Below are 7,213 nucleotides of genomic sequence, written 5' to 3'. Positions count from 1 at the left end.
CCAGCCCGAGATGGCGCTCCGGCAAAGAAAGCGCCTTGTCGCTGCCGATCACGGCGATGACGGGCATGCGGATAGCCTCCAGCGCCTGTCGCAGCATCGCTTCGTGCCGGTCGCTGCCGACCTTGTTGAGGATAACGCCGGCAACCCGGACATCGGCGCGGAAGCCGGCAAAACCGGAAACCAGCGGCGCCACCGATTGCGACATGCGCGAGGCGTCGACGACGAGCACCACGGAAAGCCCGAGCTGGGCGGCGAGATCGGCCGCCGTTCCCTTTCCGTCGGCCGCACCGTCGAAAAGCCCCATCATCGCCTCGATGACGAGGATGCGGTCGCCGGAACGGTGAAGGGCGGCATTGGCCGAGATCAGCTCCGGGCGCATCGCCCAGGGATCGAAATTCAGGCAGAGCGTGCCGCTTGCGGCCGCATGGAAGGCGGGGTCGATATAGTCAGGGCCGGCCTTGCCGGGCGCGACCGCAATGCCGCGCCGGCGAAGCGCTCGGAGCAGCCCGAGCGTCACCGTCGTCTTGCCGGCGCCGGAGGAAGGTGCTGCGATCAGGAGGCCGCTCATGCCCGCACCTTGCCAGACGGGCGGAACGGATCGGGCTGCAATCGCCGTCCTGCGAGTGCACCGAGCCAGTCGAGCGAGGCTCGGAGCCGGACCACTTCACCGACAACGACCACCGCCGGCGGCTCCAGGCCGGAGACAGCGACAGCCTCGGTCGCCTCTCCGAGCGTCGTTTCCAACACCTGCTGCCGGCCGGTGGCGGCATTGCAGACGAAGGCGACGGGCTCGGACGGCAGCCGGCCTGCGGCGATCAGGCGGGCGCTGATCTCGGCGATATGCTTCATCGCCATGTACATGACGATGACGGGCGAGCCTCGGCCGATCGCCTCCCAGTTGATTCTGTCGGGCACGATGCCCGAGGAATCATGGCCGGTGAGGAAGGTCACGGCATGGTTGATGTCGCGATGCGTCACCGGAATGCCGGCATAGGCGAGCCCACCGATACCGGCGGTGATGCCGGGCACGATGCGGAAGGGGATATTGTGTTCGACCAGCGTCAACGCCTCCTCACCGCCGCGCCCGAACACGAAGGGATCGCCGCCCTTCAGCCGCAGCACCCGCTTGCCGGCGCGCGCAAGCTCCACCAGCCGCAACGAAATGTCGCGCTGTTTCGCCGAAGGCTTGCCGCCGCGCTTGCCGGCATATTCCACCAGCGTTTCCGGCCGCGCCAGCGCCAGGCATTCCTCGTTGACCAGCGCATCGTGGACGATGACGTCGGCCTCGAAAAGCGCCTTGGCGGCGAGCAGCGTCAAAAGCCCGGGATCGCCGGGACCGGCGCCGACGAGCCAGACGTTGCCCGGCTCAAGCACCGGAAGATGGGAGAATGCGGCATCGATCATGTTGCTGATCTAGGCCCCGCAAAGGGCAAGGTCAACGCCGCGCCCATCACCTCACTTGAAGTTGCTGAGATGATCGTGACTCACTTTATGAAGCGTCGGTTTCAAATCCTCGGAGAACCCGCACAACGCAATGAATATATTAGAATATATCCCGAAGGCCCGGCAGCATCGCGGCCGGGCCTTCGAGCTTGTCAGGCTGCAAGCAGTGTATTGCGAATGAGGTCGAGGACCCTCTCCGACTCGATGCCGGTGCAGACCACCTGGCTCGGCAAGCCATCCCAGGCGCCATCAGGCGGAAAATGCCGCCCGTCTCGCCTGACGATCGTCTGGCCATCGGCGATGCCGCCGCAGACGACACGCACAGCACCCGATATCGACGAGAACAGCTCCGGCGCCACGGCATAGACACAGGCGCAGCTGTCATGCACCATCATGCCGTCTTCGACCGCATGCTTGTAGAAGTTGATGTAGGACTGCGAGAGTGCGTCGAGCTGCTTGACCGCCTTGTCACCCCTAGCCGCCATTTCACCGAGATAGCTGCGGCTCATCGTGGTGATTGCGGTGACATCGAGGCCGATGACGGCCACCTTCCACGGCGCGGTCATGACGATGTCGGCGGCCTCGGGATCACCGTGGATATTGGCCTCGGCGACCGGCGAGACATTGCCCGGCACATAGAAATTGCCGCCCATGATGACGACGTCCTTCGCCAGCGTCGCAATCTCGGGGTCTTCCTTCAGCGCCAGCGCCAGATTGGTCATTCGGCCAACGGCGACGAGTCGCACTTCGCCCGGATGGGCGCGCACCGTGTCGATGATAAAGCGATGCGCCGGGCGCGGATCGAGCGGCAGGTCGATCGTCTCCGGTACGTCGATATCGCCGAGGCCGTTATCGCCATGCACCATGGCCGGCCATGGCCGCTCCGCGCGCGAGGAATCGATGGTGACGCTGGCGCCTTTGGAAACGGGTGCCGGAATATTCCATTCGCGCTTGAGGAAGAGCGCATTGCGCGTCGTCGTCTCGACCGAGGCGTTGCCGAAGACCGTGGTGATGCCGAGAAGCTCGATTTCGGGATGGCGGTGCAGGAAGAGAAGCGCCATGGCGTCGTCGACGCCAGGGTCGGTGTCATAAATGACCTTGTGCATGAGATATCCTCTAGATGTGAACCGTGAGGCTGCCGGACGGCGCCGCGAATTGGCGCCACCATAACGCCAGAGCATGATGCTGAAAAGAGCGGTTTTCAGACGAAATCATGCTCTATTTAATTGATCTACATACGGATTCGGATTTTAGACTGATAGGCCCAAATCTGCATCCGTATCGAGTCATGCTTTCTGCAGCCCGCTGCGGGCCACCGCCGCCGTCGCGCGAGCAGATTTGATCTTGGCGACGACAAGCTCGGCCGAGGCGCCCGCCGCAGCCAGCGCCGCACCCTCGGCGACGCCATGGCAGCCGACGCGGGCAAAGACGATTTCCGACGGATTCGCGAGCCGCGGCGTCTCCTCCTCCAGCCGCCCGGCGGCAAAAAACACCGCCGGCACGGCGAAATGGGCGGCGACTGCAAGCACCGCCGCCTCGCTCTTACGGCTATCGATTGAGGCGACAGCGGCAAGGGCCTCCCCGCTGACCGCGGCCTCGCGAAGTGCCTGTTCGGCAAGCACCAGCACCTCCTCTGCCGGCGTGCCGCGCTCGCAGCCGAGCCCGAGGACGAGGCGCCGGACCGTGTCAAATCGGACCTCATCCATGACGAACAACCCGCCAAGATTCCAACGGAGACTCTTGCACGTGAATGTTTAGCGCAGCGCGTGAACCCACAACCTTGCCCGCGCGCTCTGCCGACAGGAGCCGATCCTGATGTTTAGAACTCCACACCGGGCTGCCCTTTGATGCCGGAGCGGAAGGGATGTTTGACGAGTTCCATCTCCGTCACCAGATCGGCGATTTCGATCAGTTCTTCCTTGGCGTTGCGCCCCGTCAGCACGACATGTGTCATGGCGGGCTTCTCGTTCTTCAGGAAAGTGACGACGTCGTTGATGTCGAGATAGTCGTAGCGTAGTGCGATGTTGATCTCGTCGAGCAGCACCATGGAATTGCGCTCGTCGCGGATCAGCTCCTTGGCCTTTTCCCAGGCGGCCGAGGCGGCGGCAACATCGCGGGCGCGGTCCTGCGTTTCCCAGGTGAAACCTTCGCCCATCGTGTGGAACTGGCAGAGATCGGAGAAATGCTTCTCGATCAGGTCACGCTCGCCGGTCCACATCGCACCCTTGATGAACTGCACGACGGCCGAAGGCTTGCCGTGGGCGATATGGCGGAAGATCATGCCGAAGCCGGCCGAGGACTTGCCCTTGCCCTTGCCGGTATGAACGATGATCAGCCCCTTGCCATCGGTCTTGGTCGCCATGATCTTGTCGCGCGCGGCTTTCTTCTTCGCCATCTTCTCGGCGTGACGCGCATCGTCCTTGCCAGCCCCGGCTTCTGCGATCTCGTTCTCTGGGGTCTCATCGCTCATAGCTTCACCTCGTTCTATTGTCTGACGGCCAGGTCGAACCGGGCCGAATTGCTACGCGGCGTCCACAGGCTGCGATCGATCGCCTCCATCAGCCGCTCCTTCATCTCGTCGAAGGCCGCAGGGTTCTTCTCGATCATGAAATCGCGCACGGCGGGATCGGCGACGAAGGCCCGGTAAACGGCCTCGAAGTGATGTTCACCGACCGCACCCGTCGTCGCCGAAAAGGCAAAGAGATAATCGACCGTAGCAGCGATCTCGGCAGCGCCCTTGTAGCCGTGGCGCATGACACCCGATATCCATTTCGGATTGACGACGCGCCCGCGCACGACGCGGCCGATCTCCTCCTCCAGCGAGCGGATCACCGGCTTTTCCGGCCTGGAATGGTCGTTGTGATAGATCGAGGGACGCGCGCCGGCGAGCTGTTCGGCCGCCGCCGCCATGCCGCCCTCGAACTGGTAATAATCATCGCTGTCGAGCAGGTCGTGCTCGCGATTGTCCTGGTTCTGAATGACGGCCTGCACCGAGCGCAGCCGCTCCTCGAACAGGCCGCGTTCGGCCTTGCCCTCCTCGCCGGCGCCATAGGCATAGCTGCCCCAGACGAGATAGGCCTCGGCGAGATCGGCGCGCCGCTCCCAGCCTTTTTCGTCGATCAGCGCCTGCAGCCCGGCGCCATAGGCGCCGGGTTTCGAGCCGAACACACGATAGCCTGCCCGGCGTTTTGCCGACACCTCGTCGAGGCCGGCGGCCGCAAGCCTAGCCGTCTCGCCGCGCATCCGCTCAGCGATGGGATTGTCGCCGACATCCTCCTCCAGCGCGCCGACGGCGCGGATCGCCTTGTCGAACAGCGCGATCTGCTCGGGAAAGGCATCGCGGAAGAAGCCGGAGATCCTGAGCGTCACGTCGACGCGCGGCCGCCCGAGCATCGCCGGCGCAATGATCTCGTAGCCGGTGACGCGGCGCGAGCTCATGTCCCAGAGCGGCTTGACGCCGATCAGCGCCAGTGCCTGGGCGATATCGTCGCCGCCGGTGCGCATGTTCGACGTGCCCCAGGCCGTCAGCCCGAAGGAAACCGGCCATTCGCCGTGATCCTGCACATAGCGGCGCACCAGCAGCTCCGCCGATTTCTTGCCAAGCTCGTAGGCCGCCGGCGTCGGCACGGCGCGGCTGTCGACCGAGTAGAAATTCCGTCCGGTCGGCAGTACGTCAGGACGCCCGCGCGTCGGCGCGCCGGAGGGTCCAGGCGCGACAAAGCGGCCGTCGAGCCCTTTGAGCAGGCCTTCGATCTCGGCCGGGCCGCAGGCGAGGATGGAGGGCTTGAGACGGGTTTCGATCTCGGAGAGTACCGATCTGCTTTGGGACCAGAGGGTCGGGCATTCCATCTCGCCGGAAACGAACTTCGCCGAGAGTAGTTCGATGCGCTCGACGGTGTCGCCGTTGGTTCGCCAGGGGTCGTCGAGAATATCTGCGAGGATATCAGGCCGTGGGCCGGTCCAAACGGCGGCCATGTCGGTGTCGAGGGGGTCGAAGGAAGACCCCGCCCCAGCCCCTCCCCACAAGGGGGAGGGACTTACCGCTACGCCTGCGGCAACCTCTGCGACCAAAGCTGATAGTGAGACGGTGCGCCCAGCAAGCCCCTCCCCCTTGTGGGGAGGGGTTGGGGCGGGGTCTTTTAGCTGAGAAGGGTTTTTCAACGCATCCCCGGCAATCGCCCGCTGCAAGCTCGCATCCCCACCGTCACCCAGCCCGCGCGGCACCCGCGCCAAAGCCACGGTCAGGTCCGTCAGCAACCGCCCCTCGGGCGACACGCCGAACACATGCAGCCCGTCGCGGATCTGCATTTCCTTGAGGTCGCAGAGATAGGCGTCGAGCTTCTTCAGCGCCTCGCCCTCGCTTTCGCCCTTGGCAATGCCGGCATCCCGGTCGAGGCCGATATCGGTGACGAGATCGAGGATCTGACGGCTGAGCAGGCGGATGCGGCGGGGATCGCCGCCGGAGGCCTCGTAGTATTCATCGACCAGCGCCTCCAGATCCTTCAGCGGCCCATAGCTTTCGGCGCGCGTCAAAGGCGGTGTCAGGTGGTCGATGATGACGGCAGCACTGCGGCGCTTAGCCTGCGTGCCCTCGCCCGGATCGTTGACGATGAAGGGATAGAGGTGCGGCAGCGGACCGAGAATAGCCTCGGGATAACAACTTTCAGACAGCGCCAGCGCCTTGCCCGGCAGCCATTCGAGATTGCCGTGTTTGCCCATGTGGATGATCGCATGGGCGCCGAACTCGCCACGCAGGAAAGCATAGAAGGCGAGATAACCGTGCGGCGGCACGAGATCCGGCGAATGATAACTCTCTTTCGGATCGATATTATAGCCACGCGCCGGCTGGATGCCGACGAGCACCTCGCCGAAGCGCGCAAAAGGCGGGGCGAAGACGCCCTCGCGAAAATACGGATCGTCTTGCGGATTGCCCCAGCGGGCTCTCACCTCATCCTGAATCTTATTGGGAAGAGATTCCAGGAAGCTGTTGTACCGACTCAGGGAAAGCGTCTCGCGAATGATCTTTCCGTCGGAACCGGAATTGGTCGGCCCTTCCATCAGGTGGCGGATCAGCGCGTCGCCGTCGGCTGGAATGTCGGCGACCAGATACCCCGCCGCCCGCATAGCCTTCAGCACCTCGATGGTGCCTTCAGGCGTATCCAAGCCGACGCCGTTGCCAAGTCGACCGTCGCGGTTCGGATAGTTCGCCATGACGATCGCGATGCGCCGGTCGCCGGCGGAAGTCTTGCGCAGCCGTGCCCAATTGGCGGCAAGCTCCGCCGTATAGCGAACCCGCCCGGCATCGGCCTGGCTGGCGACGATATTGGTCTCGACCAGCGCATCGTAGCGCGCCGCCGTCTTGAAGGAGATCGCCCGCGCCAGCACCCGGCCATCGACTTCAGGCAGCGCCACGTTCATGCCGAGATCGCGCGCCGACAAGCCCTGCGAGGACGCCGCCCATGCCTCCCTCGACGAGGCCGACAAGATCGCCTGCAGCACGATCGCCTCATTCGCCTCCAGCACCGTCGGCTGCCGGTCCGCACCCGGTGCCGAGACCGCAAAGCCCGTCGTGTTGATGACGACATCGGGTTTCAGCGCCGAAAACACGCTTTCGAGAATGCCTGTGGAAACCGGATCCTTGAGGCTATAGGCAAAGACCGGCAGCGGGCGGAGGCCGAGTGTCATCAGCGCTTCGATCAGAGCTTCGATCGGCCCGGTCTCGCCGCTTTGGACGAGGGCGCGGTAGAAGCTGATGGCGACTGTCGGCTTC

General features: G+C 64.3%; 6 protein-coding genes. All 6 read right to left on the bottom strand.

Annotation, left to right across the window (positions count from 1 at the left end; translation table 11 throughout):
- Positions 1 to 568, bottom strand: a 568-nt coding sequence (locus FY112_RS02580; protein ID WP_151517584.1) for a cobyrinate a,c-diamide synthase, incomplete at its 3' end; no start/stop codon positions are given.
- On the bottom strand, positions 565 to 1,404 hold the full coding sequence (cobA, locus tag FY112_RS02575; RefSeq protein WP_151517583.1) for a uroporphyrinogen-III C-methyltransferase: 840 nt from the start codon (positions 1,402 to 1,404) through the stop codon (positions 565 to 567). The genes cobA and FY112_RS02580, both read right to left, overlap by 4 nt.
- 191 nt (positions 1,405 to 1,595) lie before the next feature.
- Complete coding sequence (locus tag FY112_RS02570; protein ID WP_020486002.1) at positions 1,596 to 2,549, bottom strand: nucleoside hydrolase; 954 nt, start codon at positions 2,547 to 2,549, stop codon at positions 1,596 to 1,598.
- Between the two features lie 180 nt (positions 2,550 to 2,729).
- Positions 2,730 to 3,149, bottom strand: coding sequence for a cobalamin biosynthesis protein (locus FY112_RS02560; protein WP_094087611.1), 420 nt, complete (start codon positions 3,147 to 3,149; stop codon positions 2,730 to 2,732).
- Positions 3,150 to 3,262: 113 nt separating this feature from the next.
- On the bottom strand, positions 3,263 to 3,913 hold the full coding sequence (gene cobO, locus FY112_RS02555) for a cob(I)yrinic acid a,c-diamide adenosyltransferase (RefSeq protein WP_151517582.1): 651 nt from the start codon (positions 3,911 to 3,913) through the stop codon (positions 3,263 to 3,265).
- Between the two features lie 14 nt (positions 3,914 to 3,927).
- The coding region (cobN, locus tag FY112_RS02550; RefSeq protein ID WP_151517581.1) for a cobaltochelatase subunit CobN at positions 3,928 to 7,213 on the bottom strand (3,286 nt) is incomplete at its 5' end.

Origin of the sequence: Rhizobium sp. PEPV16 (assembly GCF_008919455.1) — a bacterium.
Lineage (GTDB): Bacteria > Pseudomonadota > Alphaproteobacteria > Rhizobiales > Rhizobiaceae > Rhizobium > Rhizobium leguminosarum_Q.
Note: the sequence above shows the minus strand (reverse complement) of the source record. Positions and strands in the feature narration are given on the sequence as shown.